Genomic DNA, 24,902 nt, shown 5'->3' on the forward strand with positions numbered 1-24,902 from the left:
AGTGTCAATCAAGGCCAGGCAGAAAGCAATCACCAGCCGGCCTGACTCGTCCATTTCGCGATGCTGATCCTCAGGCTCGCCCAGAGATGCCAGCCGCGAAGCGTGAAACATCTTGGGGGCGCCCCCCCCTCCTCTCAAGCCTTCACTTCAACCACCTGCTCAAAGCCGCCGAAGATCATGCGTTTGCCGTCGAAGGGCATGGGCGGATTGCCGGGTGTGGACGGATCCATGCGCGGATCTTCCATCATCTTCTTCATGCCTGCGTCGCGCGTGGCTTTGTCCGGCCATTCGACCCACGAAAAGGCCACCGTCTCATCGGCCGTGGCCTGGACTGCGCGGCGGAAGTCGGTGACCTTGCCGTCGGGGACATCGTCACCCCAAGCTTCGATCACACGGATTGCGCCCAGCTCGATGAACATCGAGTCGAAATGGCGCGCGTGGTCGATGAACTTCTGCTTGTTGGCGGCGGGGACCGCGATCACGAAACCATCGATGTATGACATGTCTGCACTCCTGTTAAGTCGAACCGTGGGCGCGCCCGCCTGAAGGGCTCCGCGTATCCTATCGACGAACGACGCGAAGCCAAATCGACATAGCGTGCCTGGCAAGAGGGCGTGCGCCCTGTGACCACGCTGGTGCAGCCACGCTGGTGCAGCTCCGCTGCAGAATGCCCGACAAGTCGGCCGCTGCAGCGCCCTCAGCAGCCAGGCTATTGCTGAAGTTCGTCGAACTTCGGCTTATGGCACTGAACTGACCAACTCGGGCACGTTCGCCGTTTACGCCAGCGGCGCCCTGATGCTATTTCGCAGCCTGTGAAAGCTCTCGCTGGGTCAGCCTGCATCTAGCGCCCGGTTGGTCGCACACCCCGAATTCGTCGATCGGCAGCTTAGGAAGGTAAAGCAGAGATGCGTCCAACGAAACGCTCAGTTGCCGGCAACCCATTTCGGTACACGGTCCATCAAACTGAGCCGCAGATCGTCGCAAACATTTTGAAAGATGAGGGCTCTACTGCAATCATGTCTGGTATTGGCTTGCTGGCATTGACCTACCAATATGGAGATCTAAGGTGCGATTTTCCCCTATTGTTTTCATACTTTTTGCTCTGGGTTCCAACGCAAGAGCAGGCGCAACTGATTCCCTACAGTTGACAGGCCAACTGGCCGATCTGGCTGCTATGCGTACCGGCTATGTACAGAGAAGCCCGGCTTTCACTCCAGAAAATCGCCAACGTGCGCTGGACTACATTGCAGACCTTGAAAATAGCCAGCGCCTGTTAACACCAGAGCAATTTCTTTTGGCCTGTCTGACCGTCTCCGCCTTTGCGCAGAACGGCCATGACGGCGTCGATACATTGCCAGGCAGCTGGTTCCCTGGCCAGCGTCTGCCTATGCGCTTGTTATGGCTGGATGATGGCATTGTGGTCGCGCGAGTAGCGGCAACCCATGCGGATCTGGCTGGCGCTGTTGTCGAGCGCATCGAAGGCGTCACACCAACTGACCTGATGCATAGCCTGCGCGCGATTGGAGGAGGAGTGGACAATTTCAATGTCTGGAACCTCAACTGGGTGATCGAAAGCGCAGGCATGTTGCATGCCATGGGTCTGGCCGCCGCGCCGGACAAACTCAAGCTCGCGTTAAAGCGCGCTGACGGCACCCGCGTTGAGCGAGAAATCGCCTATGTGCCGAGTGATCGGGTTCCAAGTGGTGTGCTGCCGGGCCGGCTGTGGTCGCAGGCACCGCTACCAGTAGAAGTGGCACAAAATTGGAGCGTCCCAGTCCATCCTGAGCCGCTCGCATTGCAAGATCCAGAGAACATGTATCGCAGCATAGAACTACGGGACATCGACTCACTTTACGTGCAGATCCGCATCAACATTGATTTCGCCGGCCAGGAGATCGGCCCGTTTTCTCAACAATTGGAGCAGCAGCTTAGGCAGGCTGCGCCGCGCAATTTGATCTTGGACCTTCGCCAAAATACGGGTGGCGACAATGAAAAAACACGCGAGCTGATGCGGACCATTGCAAGGTCGATCAAAGGACACATCTATATGCTGGTCGGCGGCCAAACCTTCTCGGCTGGCATTGCCAATGCGGCTGCGCTCAAGCACGACGCAGGCGCGCGTGTCGTTATCGTCGGCACGCCAGTTGGCGACCGCCTGCAGTGGTGGTCCGAAGGACATCAACGCATCGAAATGCCCCATTCGCGGTATGCATTCCGTCTGAACGGTGGCTACTGGGACCTGGTGCAGGGCTGCGCAGACAAACCCCTATGCTATGGCGATAAATACGATGTGCAGGTCACATCTTTGTCCCCTCAGATTGCCGCGCCTATACGTGTAGCTGACTGGCTGGCTGGGCGTGACTCGGGCTTTGAGGCGGTCTTGAGCGATTTGCAAGTACGCGGCAGGAAAGACAGGTAGAAGCACAAGTTGCTGCGCAACGCGGGCCTATGTACAGGCTAACCTCGCAACAGCACTCGCAGACGGGCAACGGTAAGCTCCACCGGCGCATCGCGCGAGACCTCCAGGCCCAACTCACGTGCGATCTGGTTCACCTTGGCCGGGAGCAGCGGGATGCCGCCAGCATCAATGGCCGCAATCAGAGCGCGGGCGCGCTCATGCTCGGGGCGGACGGGCCGCTGGGCGAGCAGGCGGCGCAGGGGTGAAGGCCTTGTGGGCGACATTTGCGCTGTGATGATAAGCCCATCCCCGATGGCCACCCTAGACCATTGCACCTTCGCCCACCGAACAAGCCAATTTCAGCGACCGATCAATAGCAATTTGACCCTCGATCCGCTGATTTTCTTGATTCAACAATGCCAGATGAGCGAAGTGGCCACCACTCAAAAGCAAAAAGTCCGCGACAGGCGAACCCAGCGCGGACTCTCATTCATGGGCATCACTCGGCCCGAGGTACCCTTAGGACGTTTTGACAGCTGCGGGCGTGACCGTCTTGCTGCCGTGGGCTGCATGGTGCTTAGCCGGCTTCAAATCGGCCTTGGCGTGATGCTCTTGCTTCACTGCTGGCTTGGCCGCTTCAGGTGTAGTGGTAGCAGGCTTAGCCTCGCCCTTGCTCGCAACTGGTGCGGTTGCAGGTGTTGCGTTAGTTGCAGGCACCGATTTACTAGCAACGGGGGCAACTACCGCAGCGGTCTGCTTAACCTCTGTCTTGGCTGCCGGAGCAGTTGTCGTTGCCGCCACTGCCTTGGTCACCGCAGGCGCCGCCTTCACCTCAGCAGCGGCAGGTTGAGCCATTGCGGCGCCAACGGTCATTGCAAACAGAGCAGGAATCAAAGCCAATTTCAGTGCATTCATCAGGTCACTCCAGGGTTGCAAAAGGTACTCGCACAACGAGGCCTGATGAGTTGGGGTTGACCACAAGGGATGGGTGTTGCAAAGGGTTACAGGTGCATCTTGGGGATCATGCTGCGCACCAGCATTGGCAGAGCTTGCGTGCAGCAATCCGCAGTAAATGACCCTTAGCCAATTCTGAATTGCCAGCAAATTGCCAGATGGAGAGCTTTCAGTCCCCTGAAAGCCGAAAGGGCTAGCCCATTTCTGAGCTAACCCTTAGATTCATTTGGTCGGAACGGCAGGATTCGAACCTGCGACCCCTTGTCCCCCAGACAAGTGCGCTACCAGGCTGCGCTACGCCCCGACTAAGCCTCACATTATAGGGCAAATTTAGGGCTGAAATCAAGGATCAGCAGATCTCGTATCGAAAGCAACTCCGCCCTGACCTGCTCGGTCGACAGTTCTGTTTGCTCGCGCGTTGATGGAGTCGGAATTTCAGATCCGTCCAGACGATCCTCAGCGGCGTCAAATGCACCTGAAAATTCGACATCGGCGGCAAGCGGCGCTGAGTTGCCGTCGATCAACTGATTGCGGGCCCCGCTGATGGTGAAACCTTGGTCATAGAGCAAGCCCCTGATGCGCCGAATCAGCAGAACTTCGTGGTGCTGGTAATAGCGCCGATTGCCGCGCCGCTTCATCGGCTTCAGTTGGCTGAACTCCTGCTCCCAATAGCGCAGCACATAGGGCTTGACGCCGCATAGATCGCTGACCTCACCGATGGTGAAGTAGCGCTTTGCCGGTATCGCTGGGAGCGAGTTTTCCATTGAAATCAAGGGCTTCAGGTCGGGAGGTCAGACTCTACTCGAAGTCATCCTCGGCGCACACTTCGCCTTGCACCAAAGCCTTGAGTTTGTTGCTGGCGTGAAAAGTCACCACATCGCGGGCATTGATTGGGATAGCTTCGCCGGTGCGGGGATTGCGCCCCGGCCGGGGCGCCTTGCGTCGAATCGTGAAGTTACCAAAGCCACTCAGCTTAACCTCGTCGCCGGCAACCAAGCTGCTGTGGATGATGTCGAAGAAGGCCTCGACCATGTCCTTGGACTCGCGTTTATTCAAGCCCAATTTGTCGAACAAGAGATCGGCCAATTCCGCCTTGGTCAAGGTCGGTGTATCCAAGCTTGCCAGCAACATCAAGGGCGCCGGCCCGCGACCGTCCTGGCTGCCTGAATCTTCTGCGCTCATCGCCCTGCCCTCAGCCGCGCAAACGCGCACCCAGGCGCCGACTCAAGGCCTCAATCACCGCCGCCACCGTTTGCTCGATGCGCTCCTCGGTCAAGGTGGTCTCGTCGTCCAGCAACTCCAGCCGCACGGCCAGACTGCGCTCACCATCCTTCATGTCGGCGTTGGCCTGCGTCGGCTTGAAGACGTCGAACAATCTGGCGGAACGAATCAATCCGTCATGGGCACCGGCAATGGCTGCCATCAGGCCGTCGTGGCTGACCTTGTCATCCACAATAACGGCCAGATCGCGCAGCACAGCTTGTTGACGCGGGATCGCCTGGGCGGCCGGCAGCTCGCGCTGCAAGGTTGCCGCCAGATCCAGCTCGAACAGAATCGGCGCGCCACTACCCTGCGGCAAGTCATAAGACTGGCGCCATTTGGGGTGCAACTCGCCGATCACGCCGATGTCCTGACCGTCCAGTTCGATGCGCGCACTGCGGCCCGGATGCAATGCCGCATGTTCGGCCGGCACAAAACGCAACTGGCGCGGAGCAAACAACGCCTCCAGATCGCCTTTGACATCGAAGAAGTCGACATTGCGGTCGCGCTGACTCCATTGCTGCTGTTCAGCCGGGCCGTAGGCCAGACCCGACAGGCGCATCGGCTGAGCCACACCGGCGATGCTGGCGTCGCTCTCGAGCACCGTCGCGTCACGCAAAAACACGCGGCCAATCTCGAACAAGCGCACGCGCGTGGCCCGGCGCGCTAGGTTGTAGCGCAAGGTATTGATGAGGCTGCCCAGCAAGCTGGTTCGCATCACCGCCAGCGGAGCGGCGATCGGGTTCAAGACCTGAATCGGCTGCTCATTGCCGGCTAACTCGCGCTCCCAGCGGGCTTCGACGAAGCTGAAATTGATGGTCTCGAAATAGTCGCGTGCGGCCACCGCGTGGCGCAAGGCATGCACCGAGCGGCGCGCCTCCGAGGCCACCTTGCCCACCACCGGCGCCAGCGGCGGCGTCGAGGGCAGGTTCGGATAACCAATGACGCGAATGACTTCTTCGATCAGATCTTCTTCGATCTGCATATCGAAACGCCAGCTCGGCGGCGTCACGGTCAGCACGCCGGGTGCTTGCTCGAAAGGCAGGCCCAGGCGCGTGAACACGCGGGCGCAGTCTTCCTGCGTCACCGGCATGCCGATGATCTTGGACGCTCGCGCCACGCGCAGGCTGACCGGCGTGCGCGCGGGCAGTTGCGTGGTTTGATCGTCCAGCGGGCCGCAGCGCGTGTCCGCACCGCCGCAAATATCGAGAATCAACTGCGTGATGCGCTCGACATGCTGGGCCGTCAAGGCCGGGTCGACACCGCGCTCGAAACGATGGCCAGCATCGGTAGAGAAGTTGAACTTGCGCGAACGCCCCATCACTGCCTTGGGCCACCAGAATGCAGCCTCGACATAGATATTGATGGTGTCGTCCGAGACTGCGGTGGCGTCGCCGCCCATGATGCCGGCGAGCGATTCAACGCCTTGCGAATCGGCCACCACGCCCACCGTCTCGTCCAGCGCGACGGTGTTGCCGTTCAAGAGCTTGAGGCTCTCGCCCGACTTGGCCCAGCGCACAACCAACTCGTCATGGATTTTGTCCAGATCGAAGATATGGGAGGGCCTGCCAAACTCGAACATCACATAATTGGAGATGTCGACCAAAGGAGAGACCGAACGCTGGCCGCAACGCGCCAGACGGTCCACCATCCAGGCGGGCGTCTGCACTTTGGTGTTGACGCCGCGGATGATGCGGCCGGAGAAGCGACCGCACAAATCGGCCGCTTCGATGCGGACCGGCAGCTTGTCATCGATCTGCGGCGTAACCGGCGCAATAACGGGCAACTGCAGCGGTGCACCGGTCAAGGCGGAGACTTCACGCGCGATGCCGTACACGCTCAGGGCATGGGCCAGGTTCGGCGTCAGCTTAAGCGTGAACAGCGTGTCGTCCAGATTCAGGTGAGCGCGGATATCTTGGCCAATTTGCGCGTCGGCCGCCAACTCGAGCAGACCTCCATGCTCTTCGCTGAGCTTGAGCTCGCGCGCCGAGCAGAGCATGCCGAAGCTTTCAACACCGCGCAGCTTGCCGACATTGATCTTGAAGGGCTTGCCATCTTCGCCAGGAGGAAGCTCAGCCCCGACGGTCGCCAAAGGCACCTTGATGCCGACGCGTGCGTTCGGCGCGCCGCAGACGATTTGCAGCGGCTCCCCATTGTTGAAGGAGCCGCCGGCATTGACACTGCAGATGCGCAGCTTGTCGGCGTTAGGATGCTGTTCGGCCGTCAGAATTTCGGCCACCACAATGCCGTGAAAAGGCGGCGCGACCGGGCGAAGCTCTTCAACTTCCAGGCCCGACATGGTCAGCAGTTCGGCCAGTTCTTGGGTATTCAGCGCAGGGTTACAAAAGGCCCGCAGCCAGGATTCAGGGAATTGCATGGGATATCTCTCGAGCTACGGGGGGGTCACTTGAACTGGGACAGAAAGCGCAGATCGCCATCAAAGAACTGGCGCAGATCACCCACGCCATAGCGCAACATGGCCAGACGGTCGATGCCGGAACCGAAAGCGAAACCGATATAACGCTCAGGGTCCAGACCCATATTGCGAATCACCTGCGGATGCACCTGGCCGGAGCCCGATACCTCGAGCCAGCGGCCTTTCAGCGGGCCAGAAGCGAACATCATGTCGATCTCGGCGCTCGGCTCGGTGAAAGGGAAATAGCTGGGGCGGAAACGGATGTCCATTTCCGTGGTCTCGAAGAACTGCTGCAAGAAGTTCACATAGACCGACTTCAAATCCTTGAAGCTGATGTTCTCGCCCACCCACAGGCCTTCGACTTGGTGGAACATCGGCGAATGCGTGGCGTCGCTGTCGACCCGGTAAGTGCGGCCCGGCGCAATCACGCGGATCTCAGGCATGGGCTGGCCGGCATCGATCAGGGCCCGGTGGCGCTTGACATGCTGGACCGCGTAGCGAATCTGCATCGGGCTGGTGTGGGTGCGCAAGACATGACCTCCTTCGACGTAGAAGGTGTCGTGCATCGAGCGCGCCGGGTGATCTTCGGGCGTGTTCAGCGCGGTGAAGTTGAACCAGTCGTTCTCGATCTCGGGGCCATCGGCCACGTCGAAACCCATCGAACCGAAGATGCCTTCGATGCGCTCCATCGCACGCGTGATCGGGTGCAGGCCGCCGGTGCCGCGCTGGCGCCCGGGCAAGCTGACATCCAAGGCCTCGGCCTTGAGCTGTAGGGCCAACTCGGCGTCGGCCAAGGCTTGGCGGCGCGCCGTCAGGGCCGCCTCTATGCCAGACTTCAAGACATTGATTTCGGCGCCGCGGGTCTTCTTCTCTTCTACGGCCAGGGCAGCCATGCCCTTGAGCAACTCGGTCACGCGACCGGTTTTACCGAGGAAGCGTGCCTTGGCATTTTCCAAGTCGGCGGGCGTGGTCGCGGCGGCGAATTCGCCTTGCGCCGTTTGCAGCAATTGATCGAGGTCGTTCATCGCGGAGCCGTTTTCATCAAGCAAGTCTTGAGGCAAGAATTAGAGGGGAATAGGACTTACGCAAAATTGATACAAACGAGCAAATCATTTCGCCGTAACTGCCTTGCGTAAATCCTAGGCAATAAAAAAAGGCCGATCACCAGGGTGTCGGCCTTTGGGTGCTGACCCCGAACCAGCGAGCCAGTTCAGGGCTGCCAACTACCGCCTTGCGGCGGCAGATGGACATTAAGCGAGAGCGGCCTTGACCTTGGCGAAGATGCTGGCAAAACCAGCAGGATCACGCACAGCCAGATCGGCCAGGACCTTGCGGTCGATGTCGATCTGAGCCTTCTTCAGGCCAGCCACAAACTTGCTGTATGTCAGGCCCAACTCACGGGAAGCCGCATTGATACGGGCAATCCAGAGTGCGCGGAACACACGCTTCTTGGCACGACGGTCACGGTAGGCGTATTGGCCTGCCTTCATCACTGCCTGTTTGGCAATGCGGAAGACATTCTTACGACGACCACGGTAGCCCTTGGCTAAAGCCAGGACCTTCTTGTGACGGGCACGTGCGGTAACACCACGTTTAACGCGAGGCATAGTATTTCTCCTTCAGAAGTCGATCAGAGGCCAGCGCCGGGCAACATTTGAGCCATATGGCCCATGTTGGTCTCGTGCACGCCGGTCGTGCCACGCAAGTGGCGCTTGTTCTTCGTGGACTTCTTCGTGAGGATGTGGCGCTTGAACGCCTGGCCGCGCTTAACGGTGCCACCCGGACGAACGCGAAAACGTTTCTTCGCGCTGCTCTTGGTCTTCATTTTGGGCATGATTGCTCCTTCTTGTGAACGCTTCCAGGGGCGTCTGCATTACTCATGCAGAACTTGGGGGCCTCTGGAGGCTAATAAGCCCGCTAACGACCAAATCAGCGGGCTGAATTGAAAACTACTGCGGAGGCCATCTGCGTTGTTGCGCGGTGCTCGCTTCCTCAACATACCCAAAGTATGTTTCGGTCGCTGCGCGCCGTGCGCCTAGCAGCTGGCCTTCCTCGCTACGTTTTCAGTAGCGTCAATTTCGCGGTCTTAGCGCTTTTTTGGCGCCAGGACCATGATCATTTGCCGGCCTTCCAGCTTGGGCATGTTCTCAACCACGGCCACATCGGACAACTCGTCGCGGATTCGTTCCAGCAGACGCATACCAATGTCTTGGTGGGTGATTTCACGACCACGGTAACGCAAGGTCACCTTGCCTTTGTCACCATCTTCGGCAATGAAGCGGCGCAGATTGCGCATCTTGATCAGGTAGTCACCCTCGTCCGTACCCGGACGGAATTTGACTTCCTTGATTTCGATGACCTTCTGCTTGGACTTCGCCTCGGCAGCGCGCTTTTGCTCGATGTACTTGAACTTGCCGTAGTCCATCAAACGGCAGACCGGAGGGACGGCCGTGGCGGAGATTTCGACAACGTCCACATCCAACTCGCCCGCCATGCGGAGCGCTTCGTGGATGCTCACAATTCCGAGCGGCTCGTTTTCTTGGCCGTTCAAACGGACTTCAGGAGCCAAGATTTCGCGATTCAGCCGATGCTTGCGCTCAGGAATGGCTCGACGGTCAGCAAATGTAGCGATGGTGCATACCTTTCAGCGAGCCCCAAGGCGAGGAGCCCAAACAAAACAAAAGCGCGCCCTGTGCAGCGATCTCAAGCCTTTTGGGTGATGTCGGCGGAAATCTTCGCAATGAAGTCTTCCAAGGCCATCACACCCAGATCTTGGTTGCCACGGGCGCGCACCGCAACGGCTCCATTTGCCTTCTCCTTGTCGCCTACGACCAGGATATATGGAACCTTTTGCAAAGAATGCTCACGGATTTTATACGTGATTTTCTCGTTTCGCAAATCTGCGTGGACCCTAAGCCCTTGTTTCTGCAGAGATTTCACGATTTCGGCGACGTAATCGGCCTGCGCGTCGGTGATATTGGCGATCACCACCTGCGTCGGCGCCAGCCAAACCGGCAAAGCGCCGGCATGCTGTTCGATCAAAATTCCGATGAATCGCTCCAAGCTGCCGACGATGGCACGGTGCAACATCACCGGCGTTTTGCGCTGACTGTCTTCGCCGACAAACTCTGCGCTCAAGCGCTCTGGCATATTCGAGTCGATCTGAATCGTGCCGCATTGCCACTGGCGACCCAGTGCATCTTTCAAGGCATATTCAATCTTGGGCGCGTAAAAAGCACCCTCGCCCACTGCGATCTCGAACTCGCAACCCGAGCGGCGCAGGCTTTCCATCAAGACCTGCTCGGTCCTGTCCCAATATTCGTCGGTACCGATGCGGGCCTCGGGGCGCGTCGCCACCTTGTAGACGATGTCGGTGAAGCCAAAGTCGGCATAAACCTTCTTCAGCAGGGTCGTAAACGCCTCGCACTCGGCCAGGATCTGGTCTTCGGTGCAGAAGATATGGCCGTCGTCTTGCGTGAAGCCGCGCACCCGCATGATGCCGTGCAGGCCGCCTGTAGGCTCATTGCGGTGGCATTGGCCAAACTCACCGAAGCGCAATGGCAGATCCCGGTAGCTCTTGATACCCTGGTTGAAAATCAGGATATGGCCGGGGCAATTCATCGGCTTGAGCGCGTAGTCACGCTTTTCCGACTCGGTCGTGAACATATTGTCCCGGTACTTGTCCCAGTGACCCGACTTTTCCCACAGGCTACGGTCAATGATTTGCGGACCCTTGACCTCCAGATAGCCGTTCTCACGATAGACCCGACGCATGTATTGCTCGACCTCTTGCCAGACCGCCCAGCCCTTGGGGTGCCAGAACACGGTGCCGGGAGAATGCTCGTCGATATGGAACAGATCCAGCTCACGCCCCAACTTGCGATGGTCGCGCTTCTCGGCCTCTTCCAGGCGGATCAGATACTTCTGCAGATCATCCTTGCTGGCCCAGGCCGTGCCGTAGATGCGCTGCAATTGCTCGTTACGGTGGTCGCCGCGCCAATAGGCACCGGCTACCTTCATCAACTTGAAATGCTTCAACTTGCCCGTCGACGGCACGTGCGGGCCGCGGCACAGGTCAGTGAACTTGCCTTCGGCATACAGGGATACATCCTGATCGGCCGGGATGCTCTCGATGATTTCGGCCTTGTAGGCTTCGCCCAGGTTCTTGAAATAGCTGACCGCCTCGTCGCGCGGCAAGACGCTGCGCGTGATGCGCTCGTCCTTCTTGGCCAACTCGCTCATCTTCGACTCGATCGCCGCCAGGTCCTCCGGCGTGAACGGGCGCTTGTAGGCAAAGTCGTAGAAGAAGCCGTTCTCGATCACCGGACCGATGGTGACCTGTGCCTCGGGGAACAATTCCTTGACCGCATAGGCCAGCAAGTGGGCGGTCGAGTGACGAATCACCTCGAGGCCGTCGGCATCCTTGTCGGTGATGATGGCCAACTGTGTGTCGACCTCTAACAAAAAGCTGGTGTCGACCAGCTTGGCATCCGCACCTGCGCCGACACGGCCGGCCAGCGCCGCCTTGGCCAGACCAGCGCCGATCGAGGCGGCCACTTCGGCCACGGTGACGGCTTGCGGGAACTCACGCTTGGAGCCGTCGGGCAATTGAATAGCGATCATGAAGAAACTCCTGAAGAAGGCGGCGGGGCTATGTTTGAGGTCGAAAAAAAACGCGGGCTGTGCCGCGCTTTGATCGATGGCTGCCTGAGCAGCACTTGGAAGAGAAAGTTAAGTCGTGACGAGGCGCGGCCGACTAAACCCAGGTCGGGGTGTGGTCGTAGTTCGCGGTGTCATAACCATGATGCCTTTCTCGCCCTTGTTCGTTGCTGATGGCCCAATTGTAGCCATGGATCAAGTCACTGCCCTTACAGCGGCAGCGCCGCGATGCTGGCTTGCTCGCAAGCGGCGGCAAATTCATCACGCAAACGCTGGCTCTCGGCGACGGCACGCAACCATTCGGCCGCACGCGCCTGCACATTGTCACCATGATGCTGGAAGTCGGCTCGGTCTGGCAGTTTGCCGCGCGGCAGCGTCCTAACCCAATCCGGATGCGGTACCAGCAGGACCACGTTGTCCAGAAAGGCACTGGAACGATGGCGGCGCTTCAACGCTTTATCCAGCCAACCCGGAATCACCTGGCGTTGAAAATGCGGATAGAGCACTACTCCATCGCCCAGCATCGATGCATAGTTCAGATGCAAGTGATAGTCCGTGATGCCGCCATCCCAATAGGCCCCGCGCGGCGCACCAGGAATGTCATGCACCGCCTGCAGCCAAAACGGGATCGAGCAACTGGCCAGCAAGGCGGCCTGAAAGTTCTGCGGCGTCAGCGCCACCTGGCGACTGCGGTAGTCATGCAGCGGCATCGGCAGCTCAGCGCCCGGCGGCGAAAACACGACCCGCTCCAGGCTGCCGCCCATCAAGCGGCGACCGAGCAGGTTCGCCATGAAGGCGCCCGTGTAGCCCAAGGGTGTGCGCAGCCTGCCTTCGCGTGCCAATAGGTAGCGGCCGCGCGAAGTGAAAACATGCGGCCGGTAGCGCGGGTGGCTCAGCGCCAGCGCCTCGCGTCCACCGAAGACCTCATCCAGCTTGGCCGCAAAGCCACGCGTCACCTCGGCGGCCGTCGGCATCTTGCCGGCCGGGCTGTCGTAATGCTGATGGATGTAATCGTGGGAAAGTCGCTCGAACTCGGCCGCGGTCTGCTGCGCGTTACGCCCCAAACAAGCGGTCACCATGCGCCAAGCGCCAATCGAGGCACCGAGCAAATGCACTTCTTGGCTGCTGCGCGCCAACCAGTCCCCGAAGATGAACTGATCCAGGGGCCCCAGAATCAGTCCCTTGGGGCCTCCTGCCGCCGCCGGTACCACGCGCACATCGTCGGGGCGCAGGCCACGCTCGGCCAAGCGAGCTAGGGCCCTCGGTCCGGCAAAAATTTGTAAGGCCTGCATTGCCATCAATGATTCAGAGCTTGATCTCCAGCGCCGCGCCAAAATTGGTGCGAGCCACCCGATCTGTCGTGCTGCCGTAACCGGAACCCAAGCTGATCGTCTGCTGCGTATCCAGCGGAGCCAAATTATTGGCCGACAAGCGCAGCGACAGCGTTTTGCTGAACGCCCATTGCGCAAACACATCCAGCGCTCGCGTGCGCGTCTGCTCAAGAGATTGCGAAATCGTCTGCTGTGTGGTGTAGCCCGGCGTCACGGAAAAACTGGCGCCGGTCGTCAGCGGCAGGCTGCTCAAGCGGTAGTCAAAGCCGAGATTGCCGGACCAAGGCTGCTGCCCATCCAAGCGGTTGTTCGGGCCTGGAACGGCATCGACATTCGAGTGATAAAAGCTCAGCGAGCCGCGCAGATTCAAAGCCAGTTTGGGGTCGAACAACGAAGGCAGCAACTCCCCGGCACGCCCTTTAACTTCCAATTCCAGGCCACTGGTCTGCGCCTTGGAGTAGTTGACAGGCTGTGTCACCCATCGCTGCACCGGCGACCATTCCACCGTTTGCAAGTTGGTCGTGCTGCGGATCAAATCATTGATGCTGCGATGAAACAGGCCAACGCTGAACATGCCGCCGCCGGTGAAATACTTCTCGAACGCGATGTCCAGGCCGGTGGCCAACTCAGGCTTGAGCTCGGGGTTGCCGACGCGGTCGGGCGACAACTCGGTATTGGGCTTGCTCGTGTCCGGGAACTGACCACTCAAAGACGGCCGGGCCAGCAGCGCGTTCAAATCCGGCGCCTTGTAGCTGCGTGTCAGGCTGGCGCGAATCAGATCGCGGCCCTTGGGGTCTAACTTGTAATTCAAATGCCACAGCGGCGTCACCACTTGGCTGGTGTTGCGCACCGTCTCCGCGTTGCCCCGGCTTTCTGTCGCAATGCGCTCGGCGCGCAGGCCAAGATAGGTCGACCATTGCTTGGACAGCTCCCACTCATCCTGCACAAACAGCGCCTGGCGCTGGATATCGGCCGAGAAAGGCTGGCCATCGTACTGCGGCAGTTGCACCACACCGTTCTCGGTGACCGTGCGCAGCTCGTCACGCTTGCGCCATTCCAAATCCCAACCCACGGTCAAGCTGTGATCCTCTCCCAGCAATTGGCCAAACTTGCCGGCCTGAGTCAGGCTGCGATCATGGTTATTGCCGACCGTCTGCCGCTGCACCGCACCGCTGCGAAAAGTCTCGCTATTGAAGGTACCTTTAGAGTCCTGCACGCCGGCCTTCAACTCCAGTCGCTGAGCGTCATTGAAGCGATTGACCCATTGAACATTGCCGCGCAGGTTCTGCCAGGTGCCGTGGCTGGCGCTGTCGTCGTCGAGGCTGGGCTTGCCCGAGAGCACCGTGTTGACGTAGTCGGTCTTGTTGTTCCAGAAACCCTTTTGCGCGAAGGTCTGAAAGGACGCGCTCTCGTCGTCGCTGATCTTCCAATTGACGCGCGGCGCAATATTAAAGCCATGGCCCCAGTTCGGCTGCTCGGCATGTTGGATAACCTGCGAGTCCTTCAACTCTATGCCCTGCGCAAAACGCTCGGTCGTGAAGCTGTTCTGATTGCGCCACTCAAAGGCCGAAATCGGCAGCGAAAGCGCCAAGGGGCCCAGCGTTTCGCCCAAGGTGAAATTGGCATTTGGCGTCGGTCGCTCAATGCTATAGCCTACCCCCAGCCGCAGATCGCGCTGCGACACCCGCGGCGCGTCTTTCAAAATGATGTTGATCGCGCCGGCCACCGCCTGCGCACTCTGGTCGGCGGTCGGGCCCTTGGTGACCTCGATGCGCTCGACCTGCGAGGGGCTGAGCTGATCCAAGGCAAAACCGGGCGGAGCCGGATCACCATTGATCAGAATCAGCGTGTAGCCCGCACCCAGGCCGCGCATGCGCGGTGAGCCGTCTTGCACCGACACGCCGGGCAGGCGCTTGAGCACATCGGACACATTGGTGTCACCGTACTTGTCCATCTCCTCGCGGCCATAGATCTGCTTGGCCACTTGCGATTTGCGGCGCAGGTCGGTGTCGGATTGCTGGCGCGAGCTGAGCTCCACCCGCTCCAAGCGGCTGCCCTGCTGCGGCCGCGCTGGGGTGTCGCCTATGCCAACCGGCATATCCTGCGCCAAAACCAGCCTCGGGCAAATCAACAAAGCCAGCGCAGCGCAAGCTGCGGGCACGGCACGCAATGAGAAGGATGTCAAACGGAACTCCGGAGAATGCACAACAGGTGCGGCACCATAGCTTGCCTTGACTGCGATTGCAGCAGGCAAGCGATCAAGCACCGAATCAGTGGGGCGATTTACGAAGCGCCGCCCTTCAGCTTGGCCAAATTGGCAAAGGCAGCCGCCATCGCACCGCCCGCCGGAGCCGCAGCGGGTGCGGACGCCCGGCCCCCTCCTCCACCACCGCCACCACCGCCGCCGCTGCGCTCATTGCGTCCGGCTGGCCGGTAGCTGTTGTCGGGCTTTGCCCCGCCACGCTGCACCGGCGCATCCAGCTTCATCGTCAGCGAGATGCGTTTGCGGGCGATGTCCACCTCTTGCACGCGCACCTTGACGATGTCGCCGGTCTTGACCACCTCGCGAGCGTCGGTGACGAATTTGTTGGACAACTGGCTGACATGCACCAGCCCGTCCTGATGCACGCCCAGGTCGATGAAGGCGCCGAACTGGGCGACGTTGGAGACCGTGCCTTCCAAAATCATGCCTTCAACCAGATCCTTGATGTCGTCGACACCCTCATTGAAACGCGCCACCTTGAAGTCGGGCCGTGGGTCACGGCCGGGCTTTTCCAGCTCGGCAAGAATGTCCTTAACCGTGATCGCGCCGAACTTCTCGTCGGCAAAGGCCTCCGGCTTCAATGTGCGGATGACGTCGCTCTTACCCATCACTTCAGCGGCAGGCCGGCCGACGGTCTTCAGAATACGCTCGACCAGCCCGTAGGTTTCCGGGTGCACGCCGGAGAAGTCGAGCGGGTTCTCGCCCGCGCGGATACGCAAGAAACCAGCCGACTGCTCGAAGGTCTTGGGCCCGAGGCCCGCCACATCGAGCAATTGCTTGCGGTTCTTGAACGCGCCATTGGCATCGCGCCAGCGCACGATGGACGAGGCGACATTGGCCGAGAGACCCGACACGCGCGACAGCAGCGGCGCCGAGGCGGTGTTCAGGTCCACGCCGACCGAGTTCACGCAGTCTTCCACCACCGTGTCCAGCATCTTGGCCAACTCGCTTTGGTTGACGTCATGCTGGTACTGGCCGACACCAATGCTCTTGGGATCGATCTTGACCAACTCGGCCAGCGGGTCCTGCAATCGACGGGCGATCGAGACCGCACCGCGCAGCGTCACGTCCATATCCGGCAGCTCTTTGGACGCGAACTCGGAGGCCGAATAGATCGACGCACCGGCTTCGCTGACAACCATTTTTTCGATCACCACATCCGGTGCCAGCTGCTGCAGGCGCTTGATCAGGTCGCCGGCCAGCTTGTCGGTCTCGCGGCTGGCCGTACCGTTGCCGATCGCGATCAAATTGACGCCATGCGTCGCGCACAGACGCCCCAGCGCATGGATGGAACCGTCCCAGTCCTTGCGCGGCTCATGCGGGTAGACCACCGCCGTGTCCAGCACGCGGCCGGTGTCGCTGACCACTGCGACCTTGACGCCGGTGCGGATGCCGGGGTCCAAGCCCATCACCACGCGCTTGCCGGCCGGTGCGGCCAAGAGCAGGTCGCGCAGGTTCTCGGCAAACACCTTGATGGCGACGTTCTCGGCCGACTCGCGCAGGCGCGCAAACAGGTCGCGCTCCAAGCTCATCGACAACTTGACCTTCCAGGTCCAGGCCACGGTCTTGCGAATCAGCGCGTCGCCAGGGCGCGTGCCCATGGTCCAGCCCAGGTGGCGGGCAATGCGGCCTTCGGCCAAGCCTGGCTTGCCGGCCACAACTTCTTCGTCCAGCGCCAGCTTGGCGTCCAGAAACTCCAGCGCGCGGCCCCGAAAGACCGCCAGCGCCCGGTGCGACGGCACGGTGCGGATAGCCTCGTCGTAATCAAAATAGTCGCGGAACTTGGAGATATCCGGGTTGTTCTCGTCTTTGCCTTCCATCAGCTTGGAACGGAACAGCCCTTCCGCCCACAGCCATTCGCGCAGCTTGCCGATCAAGACCGCATCTTCGGCCCAGCGCTCGCTGAGCAGATCGCGCACGCCGTCCAGCACCGCGAAGGCATCGGCGAAGCCCGCATCTGCATTGATGAAGGCGCCCGCCTCGACTTGCGGATCCAGATTCGGGTCGGCAAACAGCTTGTCGGCCAAGGGCTCCAGGCCGGCTTCGCGGGCAATCATGCCCTTAGTGCGGCGCTTTTGCTTGTAGGGCAGGTAATGGTCTTCGAGCTCTTGCTTGGTCGGCGCGGCTTCGATCTTGGCGCGCAGCTCCGGTGTCAGCTTGCCCTGCTCCTCAATGCTCTTGAGCACGGCGGCGCGGCGATCTTCCAGCTCACGCAGATAGGCCAAGCGGGCCTCCAGATCGCGCAGCTGGCTGTCATCCAGGCCGTCGGTCACTTCCTTGCGGTAACGGGCGATAAAGGGCACGGTGGCGCCGCCATCGAGCAGCTCCACGGCTGCATTGACTTGGGCCGGCCGAACTTTCAGTTCAGCGGCAATTTGAAGCAGGATCTTGTCCAAAACGTCGAATGTTGCTCAAAAACACAGAGCTGCGCAGTTTGCCACAGGCCTGATTTTGGCCTTGAAGCGACGCTGCGCCCCCCGCCCCGCCCCCTGTGCGAGGCGGCTCACTTCTCGACGCTGAGCCGGCTGGCTTCAAGGGCGGCTTGACCGGGCACCCAACGGGCCAGACCGGCCAGTTGCCGGCCCACGCGCAAGTCTTTGGCCGAGCTGCTCACAAAGCGCGTGGTGCTGCTCCAGTGCAGCAGCATTCCGCCCACGTTGATGGTCTGGCGCAACACGTCAAGCGCGTCGATGCGGCCGCTGAACTCCAGCGGCTCGGCCGCTTGCGCATGCACCTCGCGCGCCACCAGCAGCCCGCCACTCATCTTGCCCGACACCGAGGCTTCGGCACCCACGGCGAGGTTTGCCAGCCCCTCGAACACCGCCTGCGAGGCGTCGACCGCCACGCCGTCGAGCGCAAAGCGCTGCGCACTGCTGAATTGCGTGACACGGCCCTCCAACTCCACCCGTGAGCCTTCGGGTGGGCGCACCGCATCCTCGCGCAGCACCAGTAGCGCCAAACTGCCGTCGGCACGCGCAGCCCCCACCACCAGCCGCACCACGGCGCCAAGCTCAAGCCCCGCAGGCAGCATGGCCGCATCTGCGGCGTAGGCTTGCAAACTGCCGACCTGCACGGTGCCGGCAGCGCGGTCGATGCCGGAAAGCAGGCCGCGCAGCATGTCGGTGTCGCCCGGACGGGCCAGCGCCACGCGCGAGGCCACGACCTGGGAGCGGGCCAAATCGAGCTGCCCCCAGACCCGCAAATTGCGGCCGGTGCCACCCGCGCCGATGCCGCTGAGGCCCGGTACCGAAGGCGGCAGCTTGACCCGCTGGCCCAGAATGATGGCGGTCTGGGCATCGAGCCAGGTGGCCTCGCCGCGCAATTGGGTGTCGACCTCCAGCGACTTCGCCAGCGCCAAGTTCCGGCCGGCCACGGTGATGATCTGCCCCGCCCGCACCCGCGCCGTCATGCCAGGCTCGATCTCGTTCTCGCGCAGGCTCTGCCCGTCACCGTCCGTCAGCAGCGCGCCGCCGGTGGCCAGTTGCACGCCGCCTACGTTGATCGGCCCCACCGCATTGATCGCCGCACTCAAAAAGCTGCTCCTCACGATGCCGGTGCCGCCCGCGCCTATGCCCAGAGGATGACTATTGGGCTGCTCGCTCAAGGCTTCGCCGCTATCGCCCCCGCCGCAGGCCGATAGCGCGGCGCCACCGGCAATTGCCAACAACAATTGGCGCCGGGATGGGTTCAACTCAGGGCTTGGCTTCATGGTCATTCTCTGGTTCGCTGAAACTAAAAAGACCTAGGCGAGCGCGGTGCGTCCCGCTGCGGCCTGCGGCTTGATCCTCGGCCACGCGGCGCTCCAACTCGGGCACGACCTCGGCCAACACGCGTTGCCATTGCTGTGCCGCAATCTCCCGAATCGCGGCCGCCGTGGGCTCGCTGAGTTCATCGGCAAAAATGGCCTGCTCGAAATGCCGCCGGTCGCGGTGGATGACGTTGGCACTGGCCGCGGCGAGATGGTCGCCGACATTGGCGCCGAGAAAACCGAACATCTGGGCGTCGTCCTTCTCGGGTACATAACGGTCGGGCTCCAGGTATACGGTCTGGCCGTCCTCGCTCAGGCGCGCCATCCCCAGGCGCAGCATCTCGTCAAGCAAGCTGCGTGGGTGCACGTGGCGGGTGATGGACCCCGCCAGCGTTTCGAAACTTGGCGCTTTGCCGGTGCGCGGCAGAGCGCGCGGCTGGCCGGACTCGTCACGCAGCTTCTTGGCCGTGCTCCAGCGCAGATAGAGCTGGTTGACGGCCGAGGGCTTGGCCGCCGCGCTCGCATCCGGCGCCGCACTCAGCCTCGCCACCTCGCGCCGGCTCAGACCCGTCGCCGTCGCGACCTGACTCACGTCGCGCGCCCCGACGCCGCCGGCGGCGCGCTTGGCCTCGCGAGCGGCGTCCACAAAAGCCTGCTTGAGCGCCTCCTCGGCCCGGTCATAGGCCAGCCCCTGCGCCACGCAAAGGCGCGTGAGCGGCAGCAACACAGCCTCGAGGGCCCGCAGTAACAACTCATTGCGTTTTTCCATTTGACAGATCAATTCTAAGCGCGCAAAGTGAAATGCGCAATTTGTGCATTTCATCAAACGGTCAGCCAAAGGAGCTTCTCATGCCCAGCTACACCCTCAACGTCAATGGCGTGGAACGCCCGGTCAACGTCAGCGCTGCCGACATGCCCCTGCTGTGGGTGCTGCGCGATGTGCTCAACCTCACCGGCACCAAATACGGCTGCGGCATCGAGGTCTGCGGCGCCTGCACCGTGATGGTCAACGGCGAGCCGCAGAAGTCCTGCGATATGGACGTCTCCTCGGCAGTTGGCAAACGCATCGTCACCATCGAGGGCCTTTCGCCCGATCGCAGCCACCCGGCGCAAAAGGCCTGGATCGCCCACCAAGTGCCGCAGTGCGGCTACTGCCAGTCAGGCATGTTGATGGCCACCGCTTGCGCGATGCAGGCCGGGCATCACGGCAGCTCGATCGCTTCGGAACTCAACAATGTCTGCGTCTGCGGCACCTACCAGCGCATCAAGAGCGCGGTGACCGCGCTTTAACCGGGACTCAATATGAACGCCCAACTTCAACGCCGCGAGTTCCTCGCCTCCACCGTCGCCAGCTCGGTGGCCTTTACCCTGGGTTTCCAGCTCGATGGCCGCGAGGCTCGAGCCGCAACGGCAAGCACCCCAACTGCCACCCAAGTCAACACCTGGCTGAGCATCGCCGCCGACGACAGCATCACCCTCACTGTCGGCGCCTCCGACATGGGCCAGGGCTCGGTGCAGGGGCTGGCGCAGATCCTGGCCGAGGACCTGATGGTCAACCCGACGCGCGTGCGCATCGCGCAGGGCGGGCCCACCATGGTCAACCCCGCGCCGGTGGGTGCGGCCATCAACACGGTCGGCTCCGGCGTCACGCGCAACAACTTCTGGCGCCTGCGCGATGCCGGCGCCATCGCCCGCGAGACGCTGGTGCAGGCGGCCATGAACACCCACGGGGACGCCAACCGCAGCAACTACTCGGTATTGGACGGTGTCGTCAGCCACAGCGGCGGCGCGCGCTACAGCTACGGCCAGCTGGCTCCGGCCGCCGCCCTGCTGACCCCGCCCGCCAGCGCGCCGCTGGTGCCCGGCGCGCAGCTGCGCTGGATCGGTCAGGCCATGGAGCGGCAAGACATTCCCAGCAAGGTGGACGGCAGCGCCCGCTACGGCCTGGATGTACGCCTGCCCGGCCAAGTGTTCGCGGCGGTCAAGCATTGCCCGAGCTTTGGCGGCAAGCTGGCCGCAACACCGACCAAACCCGCGGCGGCCATCGCGGTGGTGCCGCTGGCGGTGGCCGCCGGCACGGCGCGCGGCGCCGACCTTGCCGGCAATATCAACGCGGTGGCGGTCGTGGCCAGCACCAGCTGGGATGCGATGCGCTTGGCCCGTAACCTGAGCGTCAAATGGACGCTGCCCGCCAACGCCGCCGCGCTCAACAGCACCCAAATTCTGGCCGACGCCAAGGCCTTGCTGAAAAGCGCACCCGCCTATGTCGCCGGAGCCGCCAACCCGCCGGGCACCTGCTATACGGTCGAGGCCAGCACCGCCAACCCCGATGCGGCGCTGACCCGTACCGGCGTCAAGCGCCTGGACGCGACCTACACCCTGCCCTACGTGGCGCATGCCTGCATGGAGGTGCTGAACTGCACGGTGGACTATGTCGCCGGCCAGCGCTGCGATGTCTACGCCCCCACCCAGTCCGCCCGCAATGCGCTGGCCATCACCATGCAGCTGACCGGTCTGCCCGAGAGCGCCGTGCACATCCACACCACCTTGCTGGGCGGCGGGCTGGGGCGCAAGGCCGAGGTGGACTTCATCGCCCAGGCCGTGCAACTCGGCATGGCCCTGGGTCGGCCGGTGCAGCTCTTCTACCCGCGTGAAGAAGACTTCGGTCACGACCAATACCGCCCCATGGCCGCCGTGCAGGTGCGCGCCGCCCTCGACCCGGGCAATGCGGTGGCGAGCTGGATCTACCGCAATGTCTCGCCCTCTATCCTCGGCCAACGCGGCAGCGTGCTGGGCCCCAAGGGCGACAGCCAGGGCTATGAAGCCTCGCAAGGCTTGCCCTACGCCTTTGGTGCGCGGCGGGTCGAGTGGGTCAGTCACCCGGCGCCTATCCCGGTCGGTTTTTGGCGCTCGGTGGGCGCATCGATCAACACCTTTGCGGTGGAGTCGGCCATCAACGAGCTGGCGCAACTGGCCGGTCAGGACGCGCTGCAGTTCCGCCGCGCCCGTCTGACCGACCCGCGCTGGATTGCGGTGCTGGAAGCGGTGGCCGGCGCCAGCGGCTGGAACAGCGCGCCGAAAGCGGGTACCGCCCGCGGCGTAGCCATTGGCACAGCCTTCAATACCATCGTGGCGATGGTGGTCGAGATCACCGGCAGCAACCTTAGCAACTTCAAGCTGAGCCGCGTCTGGCTGGCCTGCGACTGCTACCTGACCGTCAACCCGCGCAACGTCGAAGCCCAGCTGATCGGCGGCGTGGTGCACGCGATCAATGCGACGCTCTACGGCCAGCAGACCTTTGTAAACGGCGCGGCGCAGCGCAAGAACTTCAACACCAACCCGATGATCCGGCTGCAGCAGATGCCCACCGTCTCGGTCACCTTGATCCCGAGTCCGACGACGCTGGACCGCGCCCAAGCCATCGGCGGCGTGGGCGAGCTTGGCGTGCCGAGCTTTGCGCCGGCCTTGGCCGGCGCTCTGCTCAAACTCACCGGCCAGGCGGTGCGGAGCTTGCCCTTGTTGCCGAATGCGACGATGGGCGAAGCTTGAAGCTTGAGGGGCCGGGGAGGCGATGGGGCGCGCCCGGCGCAAACCCGTCAACTCGGCCCCGCCGAATACCCTGACCTTTGGTGGGTGTCATGTGTAGCTGGCATAGTTCGGCCCTGCCGCGCAGACCGATTTGCGTGCCTTGATCCCGAATTCCTTGCCGAATTCCTCGCCAATACACAGAGAAAATTTTCAATGACACCTAGCGCCCGCTCCCTGCTGAATATCGCCTTGCTCAGTGGCTTGGCCCTCGCCGGCCAAAGTGCCTCCGCCCAAGCCTTTGACGCCGCGCGCATTTACGGTGCCATACCCGACCGTGACGGCGGCGCGCTGGGCCTGGGCGTATTTGGCGGCCAAAAGTACCTGGGCGCGAAAGAAACCCGCGTCTTGCCCATACCGGTGATCGACTACCAATGGAGCAACGGTTTCTTCGCGGGCACCGGCAACGGACTGGGCATCAATTTCTCCAAACAACCCAATATCAGCTATGGCCTGCGGGTCACGGCCGACTTCGGCCGCGATGAAGATCTGTCGGACACGTTGAACGGCATGGGCGACATCAAGATTCGCCCCGAATTCGGCGGCTTCGTCAACTACAACCTGACTCAAAGCTTTGTGCTGACCTCGTCGCTGCGCTATGGCGCGGGCAATGACAGAAAAGATATGCAGTTGGATCTGGGTGCGGTCTACTCCACCATGCTGGCACCGCAATGGCGCATGGGCGTCGGTGCGGCGCTGACCTTGGTCAATGCGGACTATATGCAAACGAACTTTGGCGTTACGGCCGCGCAGTCTGCGCGCAGCGGACATGCCGTCTACACCCCAGGCGCCGGCCTGCGTGATGTGCGAGCCAACCTCTCGTTGACCTACGCCATTGACCAACGCATGGCCATCACCGGCGCCTTGTCGGCGCGCGCGCTGCAAAGCGATGCCAAGGACAGCCCAATTACCCGCAAGGCCAACAGCATTGGCGGCGGCGTGGTCGGCACTTACTTGTTCTGACCGCTGAATTAAGCGTCAAACAGCGCTGCGGCTCTTCAACCAAGCCGCAGCACCGTCACCGGCCACTCGCCCGCTGGCCATGCTGGCGCTGAGCAGATAGCCGCCGGTGGGCGCTTCCCAGTCCAGCATCTCGCCGGCGCAAAACACGCCCGGCAGTTTCTCCAGCATCAGCTCGGGCGTCAGCGCCTCCAGACGCACGCCGCCGGCCGTGCTGATCGCCTCGGCCACCGGCCGCGCCGCCACCAAGCGCAGTGGCAACCGTTTCAAGGTAGCGGCCAAGGTGGCCGGGTCCCCGTACTGTTCCTTGTTCAAAACCTCGCGCAGCAGGCCGGCCTTCAAGCCCTCGATGCCGAGCCGGCTCTTCAGATGCGTAGAAAGCGAGCGCGGACCGCGCGGGCGCGCCACCTCTGCCGCCACGAAGTCAACCGTGCGATCCGGCAAAAGATCGAGGTGAATCAAGGCCTGGCCAAATTCGGCGATTTCCTCGCGCAGCAAGGCGCTGGCGGCATAGACCAAAGAGCCTTCGATGCCGTCCTCGGTGATGACGAACTCACCTTGACGCGCGAACTGGCGTCCGCTTTGGCCCTCGAAATGCAGCGCCACCGGCTTGACCGGCAGGCCGGCAAAGCGCGCGGTAAAGAGTTCACTCCAGCCGACCGGTGGCACAGCTTGCTCCAGGGTCGGGTCTTGCCTAGGGCCCAATTCAAAGCCGCAGTTGGCCGCACGCAGCGGCGCGATCTCAACACCCTGCTGCGCCAGCAATGGGGCCCAAGCGCCATTGGAGCCGAGCTGCGGCCAAGACGCGCCACCCAGCGCCAACACCACGACATCGGCCTGGGCCGTCAGTTGGCCTGATTCCCCAGCAAAACGAAGACCGCCATCTTCGGCCCATCCCAACCAACGCTTGCGCATATGAAAGCGCACGCCGGCCTCGCGCAAACGGCTCAACCAAGCGCGCAACAAAGGCGCGGCCTTCATCGAACTCGGAAAGACCCGGCCCGAGGACCCGACAAAGGTCTCGACGCCCAGCTCTGCGGCCCAGGCGCGCAGGCTCGGCCCATCCAAACGGTCAAGCCAAGCAGCGACCTCAGCGCTGCGTTCCGCAAAGCGCGAGTCAAAAAGCGGCCGCTCTTCGGAATGAGTCAAATTGAGTCCACCCTTGCCCGCCAGCAGAAATTTGCGCCCGACCGAGGCCATCGCGTCATACAGATCGACTTCGACACCGGCCGCCCGCAGCCGTTCGGCCGCCATCAGGCCAGCCGGCCCGCCTCCGATGACGATGGCTGTTTTGGACAAGGAGCTGGGCTGGGACATAGAACACGCTT

General features: G+C 62.0%; 21 protein-coding genes and 1 tRNA gene. 4 read left to right on the forward strand and 18 right to left on the reverse strand.

Translation table 11 applies throughout. The features are described 5' to 3' along the window. Positions 1–134: 134 nt before the first annotated feature. Complete coding sequence (locus LNV09_RS11305; RefSeq protein ID WP_263557201.1) at positions 135–503, reverse strand: DUF1428 domain-containing protein; 369 nt, start codon at positions 501–503, stop codon at positions 135–137. A 563-nt stretch (positions 504–1,066) separates the two neighbouring features. Between LNV09_RS11305 and LNV09_RS11310 the strand changes: the two genes are divergently transcribed. Then, positions 1,067–2,419, forward strand: a complete 1,353-nt coding sequence (locus tag LNV09_RS11310; protein ID WP_263557202.1) for a S41 family peptidase — start codon at positions 1,067–1,069, stop codon at positions 2,417–2,419. Between the two features lie 38 nt (positions 2,420–2,457). Here LNV09_RS11310 and LNV09_RS11315 read toward each other — a convergent pair whose 3' ends face one another. The 16 genes from LNV09_RS11315 to LNV09_RS11390 all read right to left on the reverse strand — a co-directional run bounded on the left by LNV09_RS11315 (position 2,458) and on the right by LNV09_RS11390 (position 19,798). After that, positions 2,458–2,682, reverse strand: a complete 225-nt coding sequence (locus tag LNV09_RS11315) for a hypothetical protein (RefSeq protein ID WP_263557203.1) — start codon at positions 2,680–2,682, stop codon at positions 2,458–2,460. Positions 2,683–2,917: 235 nt separating this feature from the next. Continuing rightward, positions 2,918–3,313 carry a hypothetical protein gene (locus tag LNV09_RS11320; protein WP_263557204.1) on the reverse strand — a complete coding sequence of 132 codons (396 nt, stop codon included), beginning with the start codon at positions 3,311–3,313 and terminating at the stop codon, positions 2,918–2,920. A gap of 266 nt (positions 3,314–3,579) precedes the next feature. Further along, positions 3,580–3,656, reverse strand: a tRNA-Pro gene (locus tag LNV09_RS11325). 13 nt (positions 3,657–3,669) lie between these two features. Further along, a complete protein-coding gene (locus tag LNV09_RS11330; protein ID WP_263557205.1) occupies positions 3,670–4,116 on the reverse strand; it encodes a MerR family transcriptional regulator in 447 nt (148 codons plus the stop codon). A 34-nt stretch (positions 4,117–4,150) separates the two neighbouring features. After that, the gene (locus tag LNV09_RS11335; RefSeq protein WP_263533543.1) at positions 4,151–4,483 is read right to left on the reverse strand and encodes an integration host factor subunit alpha; all 333 of its coding nucleotides are present in this window, start codon (positions 4,481–4,483) and stop codon (positions 4,151–4,153) included. A 61-nt stretch (positions 4,484–4,544) separates the two neighbouring features. Continuing rightward, the gene (gene pheT, locus LNV09_RS11340) at positions 4,545–6,989 is read right to left on the reverse strand and encodes a phenylalanine--tRNA ligase subunit beta (RefSeq protein WP_263557206.1); all 2,445 of its coding nucleotides are present in this window, start codon (positions 6,987–6,989) and stop codon (positions 4,545–4,547) included. A 26-nt stretch (positions 6,990–7,015) separates the two neighbouring features. Then, positions 7,016–8,053, reverse strand: a complete 1,038-nt coding sequence (gene pheS / locus LNV09_RS11345; protein ID WP_263557207.1) for a phenylalanine--tRNA ligase subunit alpha — start codon at positions 8,051–8,053, stop codon at positions 7,016–7,018. 225 nt (positions 8,054–8,278) lie between these two features. Then, a complete protein-coding gene (gene rplT / locus LNV09_RS11350; protein WP_263533139.1) occupies positions 8,279–8,635 on the reverse strand; it encodes a 50S ribosomal protein L20 in 357 nt (118 codons plus the stop codon). Between the two features lie 23 nt (positions 8,636–8,658). Then, the gene (gene rpmI, locus LNV09_RS11355) at positions 8,659–8,862 is read right to left on the reverse strand and encodes a 50S ribosomal protein L35 (protein WP_263533140.1); all 204 of its coding nucleotides are present in this window, start codon (positions 8,860–8,862) and stop codon (positions 8,659–8,661) included. Positions 8,863–9,114: 252 nt separating this feature from the next. Further along, on the reverse strand, positions 9,115–9,660 hold the full coding sequence (infC, locus tag LNV09_RS11360) for a translation initiation factor IF-3 (protein WP_263533544.1): 546 nt from the start codon (positions 9,658–9,660) through the stop codon (positions 9,115–9,117). Positions 9,661–9,731: 71 nt separating this feature from the next. Beyond that, positions 9,732–11,651, reverse strand: coding sequence for a threonine--tRNA ligase (gene thrS / locus LNV09_RS11365; RefSeq protein ID WP_263557208.1), 1,920 nt, complete (start codon positions 11,649–11,651; stop codon positions 9,732–9,734). Positions 11,652–11,896: 245 nt separating this feature from the next. Beyond that, positions 11,897–12,979 (reverse strand): patatin-like phospholipase family protein, encoded by a 1,083-nt coding sequence (locus LNV09_RS11370; protein ID WP_263557209.1) that lies wholly within the window; start codon positions 12,977–12,979, stop codon positions 11,897–11,899. 13 nt (positions 12,980–12,992) lie between these two features. Then, entirely contained in the window at positions 12,993–15,203 is a 2,211-nt protein-coding gene (locus LNV09_RS11375; protein WP_263557210.1) for a TonB-dependent receptor plug domain-containing protein, read from the reverse strand. Positions 15,204–15,301: 98 nt separating this feature from the next. Then, positions 15,302–17,677: a Tex family protein gene (locus LNV09_RS11380; RefSeq protein ID WP_263557211.1), complete on the reverse strand. Its 2,376-nt coding sequence runs from the start codon at positions 17,675–17,677 to the stop codon at positions 15,302–15,304. A 107-nt stretch (positions 17,678–17,784) separates the two neighbouring features. Next, positions 17,785–18,990 (reverse strand): DUF5666 domain-containing protein, encoded by a 1,206-nt coding sequence (locus LNV09_RS11385; protein ID WP_263557212.1) that lies wholly within the window; start codon positions 18,988–18,990, stop codon positions 17,785–17,787. Continuing rightward, positions 18,974–19,798 (reverse strand): DUF6502 family protein, encoded by an 825-nt coding sequence (locus LNV09_RS11390; RefSeq protein ID WP_263557213.1) that lies wholly within the window; start codon positions 19,796–19,798, stop codon positions 18,974–18,976. The genes LNV09_RS11385 and LNV09_RS11390 overlap by 17 nt, the downstream gene beginning before the upstream one ends. An 80-nt stretch (positions 19,799–19,878) precedes the next feature. On the opposite strand from LNV09_RS11390, the gene LNV09_RS11395 reads away from it, so the two are divergent. The 3 genes from LNV09_RS11395 (at position 19,879) to LNV09_RS11405 (ending at position 23,577) form a co-directional block, all read left to right on the forward strand. Continuing rightward, positions 19,879–20,319, forward strand: a complete 441-nt coding sequence (locus LNV09_RS11395) for a (2Fe-2S)-binding protein (protein ID WP_263557214.1) — start codon at positions 19,879–19,881, stop codon at positions 20,317–20,319. Between the two features lie 12 nt (positions 20,320–20,331). Continuing rightward, positions 20,332–22,578: a xanthine dehydrogenase family protein molybdopterin-binding subunit gene (locus tag LNV09_RS11400; RefSeq protein ID WP_263557215.1), complete on the forward strand. Its 2,247-nt coding sequence runs from the start codon at positions 20,332–20,334 to the stop codon at positions 22,576–22,578. Between the two features lie 192 nt (positions 22,579–22,770). Further along, positions 22,771–23,577 (forward strand): MipA/OmpV family protein, encoded by an 807-nt coding sequence (locus tag LNV09_RS11405; protein WP_263557216.1) that lies wholly within the window; start codon positions 22,771–22,773, stop codon positions 23,575–23,577. Positions 23,578–23,592: 15 nt separating this feature from the next. Here LNV09_RS11405 and LNV09_RS11410 read toward each other — a convergent pair whose 3' ends face one another. Then, positions 23,593–24,891, reverse strand: a complete 1,299-nt coding sequence (locus tag LNV09_RS11410; RefSeq protein ID WP_263557217.1) for a BaiN/RdsA family NAD(P)/FAD-dependent oxidoreductase — start codon at positions 24,889–24,891, stop codon at positions 23,593–23,595. Between the last annotated feature and the right edge of the window lie 11 nt (positions 24,892–24,902).

Origin of the sequence: Paucibacter sp. B2R-40, from assembly GCF_025717555.1 — a bacterium.
In the GTDB taxonomy this organism is placed as follows: domain Bacteria; phylum Pseudomonadota; class Gammaproteobacteria; order Burkholderiales; family Burkholderiaceae_C; genus Paucibacter_A.